The following is a 2,267-nucleotide window of genomic DNA, read 5'->3' as shown; positions in this document are numbered from 1 at the left end:
GGCTAGCCGTGCCGACAGTGACTTCACGCCGATGCCGTGCGGGCCACTCTCTCATGCGGGTGGTGAGACACCAGTGCGAGCGACGGCCTCTGTCCCGTGCACTCAGATCCTAAAGCAAAGAGGCTGCCTTGGACGGAGCAGCCTCTTTGCTTCGGCTGAAATGGCTGCACAACTAACCTGAGACATGCGCCCTCAGTTTGCTGCGCGACAGCGCGGCGCCAAGGCGGCGGGTGGACTCTCATAGTCCAATGCCTTAACTCTTTCTGAGGTTTTCGGGGAGCCGTATGGAGTTGGTAGGGAATTAAGAAATTTTAAGGGGCACCATCTGGTTGCTGAAAGAATGTGATGCGAATTGCGGCGGAAGTGTTTGGGGTAAGTGGCTGTCGTCTGGTGCGCCTGGACGAGATCGGCTACGGTGAAGGCGGTGAGCGGCCAAAGCGCAACACGCTGTTCGAGCGTGATGCCATTGGCCGGTTGATCTTGTGATCGTTGCTTCGCTTGTGGCCGGTGCAGCGATTCAATTCATTCTCAGTGATGATGCAACGGGCTGGGGCACTGATTTCGGCGACTACCTGATGGGAAAAATTGAATTAAATGTTTACGACCGAACGATTTTTTGCGCGAATCTGGGCCTTCTGGTTTTTAATGCTCATGATTTCTGTGGTGGTGCGTCAAATGCGCCTATCGCTCGGAAAGATTTACTGATTTTGCATCGTTGCGTCGAACTCTCGGACGAGGCCTGGGGAGTAGATCTCCGATCTCTTCATCGAACCCCATGGCCGAGGGTGACCGCACCTGATTTGCATTCGGCCTTAAGCGAGAGTCAGATATTGCGCCGGGAGCTTTTGCGGAAAGCCGGTGTGCCGGCAAGTAGAGTGAAGGGCCTTAAGAAACAAGCAAAGAAATTCGATCGCAGCTTGAGTGGTTGCGCAGGAGAATGATTATGCAGGTTTATAAGCTAGTTGAAGCTTCAGGCGGTGGACCATTTATCTTTGGTGGCGACAGTGCATATTTAGCAGCTTGGCCAAAAAATCCTGACAGTCAAGAATTGATGCTTTTGTTTACTATCAACTGTAAGATCGCGAAACAGCGATTAAAACGATCGGATCTACCCTCTGACGGCTTCTTGCATGTGTTTTCTACATACGAGCCGGAGGGGTACTTTGTTGACTCGATTACCGTTGATGAGGTGCAGCAGGCCAAAGGTATGGATTCCTATACCTACGTGGTCCACGCCAATGGTGCTAAGTCAGTTAAATCGTCGGGTCCATCAATACCTCTTCGATTTGCGGATTTCGAGGAGTGTTCAATTGATAATGATGAACTATCAGTTGCCTCTTTGCTTGCTCTTGATGCGCCGGCGGGCGCGTTGATACCTATGGAACTTTCTGAAAATTATAACTTCTTGTGTCAAGTATATTCGTCGGATTTTCCCGCGCCATATCAAGATGCGCTGTATATGACGGATGGTGTGGGCTACTTGCTTATAAATAAAAATATTGGTGATGACAAGAGTGATGGCTGCTTCTTTGTTCAGGTGGCTTAACTGATTCATTCGGTTGTTTTGATTGTTGGGGGTAGCTACTCAGTCCTTGCAAATACTTAATGAAGCTATAAATAAAAGTGTGAGCAACTCTCTTTACTGTATCGGTAAACGTACGGGGGGGTTAAATCAAGCGATATAATTGGCGAGATAATTTTTTGGGGAGGAAGCATGGCTATCGAGTTTTCAATTGTTACTGATACAGCTACTCTGGCAGTGTTTGATTTGCAGGCAATACGCCACCGTGTGGATGATACATTCGATTGGTGGAGTATTCAGGTTGATGAAATCTTGGAAGTGAATGAGGGGAATATCGTTTTTTTGAATCTGGGCAAAGATGGAAGGTACAAAGTAAAAATTATGGATTCTATAATTGGTCCGAACGGTGGTGTTAATTTGAAATTTCCTTCTGGACGGGTTTTTGTAGGTGCCGGAGAAGACACTTCTGGAGGAGGATTGGAACCTGATAGCTCAGATGCAGTGCAAGGTCAATTTATCAGTCTGGAAGCAGGTTATTATTATATGACTTACAAGGTAGAAGGTGAGGCGATTTGTTTGGCTTTCGTGCAATCTAATATATCTAGTAATGCTTTTAAAGATTCTATAAGAGTATCTGTTTGAAAGAGGTTTCAGTGGGTTGATGAGTGATCTGTTGAGCTGAAGAATGGCGTTCTTTAACAGAAAAATAGGCGGTTGATGCTAACTCGGCAACCCACCCCCCCCC

General features: G+C 47.4%; 4 protein-coding genes. All 4 read left to right on the top strand.

Going from position 1 to position 2,267, the window contains the following annotated elements; translation table 11 throughout:
• Positions 1-345: 345 nt before the first annotated feature.
• The 4 genes from TZ03_RS31175 to TZ03_RS29455 all read left to right on the top strand — a co-directional run bounded on the left by TZ03_RS31175 (position 346) and on the right by TZ03_RS29455 (position 2,164).
• Complete coding sequence (locus tag TZ03_RS31175) at positions 346-486, top strand: hypothetical protein (protein WP_160297757.1); 141 nt, start codon at positions 346-348, stop codon at positions 484-486.
• The gene (locus TZ03_RS31170) at positions 483-941 is read left to right on the top strand and encodes a hypothetical protein (protein WP_160297756.1); all 459 of its coding nucleotides are present in this window, start codon (positions 483-485) and stop codon (positions 939-941) included. Before TZ03_RS31175 ends, TZ03_RS31170 begins: the two co-directional genes overlap by 4 nt.
• A gap of 2 nt (positions 942-943) precedes the next feature.
• The gene (locus tag TZ03_RS27175) at positions 944-1,546 is read left to right on the top strand and encodes a DUF1963 domain-containing protein (RefSeq protein WP_051101405.1); all 603 of its coding nucleotides are present in this window, start codon (positions 944-946) and stop codon (positions 1,544-1,546) included.
• A 168-nt stretch (positions 1,547-1,714) separates the two neighbouring features.
• Positions 1,715-2,164, top strand: a complete 450-nt coding sequence (locus TZ03_RS29455) for a DUF6386 family protein (protein ID WP_082056746.1) — start codon at positions 1,715-1,717, stop codon at positions 2,162-2,164.
• The last annotated feature ends 103 nt before the right edge of the window (positions 2,165-2,267 follow it).

Source organism: Pseudomonas sp. 10-1B, from assembly GCF_000935045.1.
Lineage (GTDB): Bacteria > Pseudomonadota > Gammaproteobacteria > Pseudomonadales > Pseudomonadaceae > Aquipseudomonas.
This window is presented reverse-complemented; position numbering and strand designations above follow the sequence as displayed.

Coding starts and splice junctions, on each gene's coding strand:
- TZ03_RS31175 (WP_160297757.1), top strand. CDS start 346: ATGCGAATTGCGGCGGAAGTGTTTGGGGTAAGTGGCTGTCGTCTGGTG.
- TZ03_RS27175 (WP_051101405.1), top strand. CDS start 944: ATGCAGGTTTATAAGCTAGTTGAAGCTTCAGGCGGTGGACCATTTATC.
- TZ03_RS29455 (WP_082056746.1), top strand. CDS start 1,715: ATGGCTATCGAGTTTTCAATTGTTACTGATACAGCTACTCTGGCAGTG.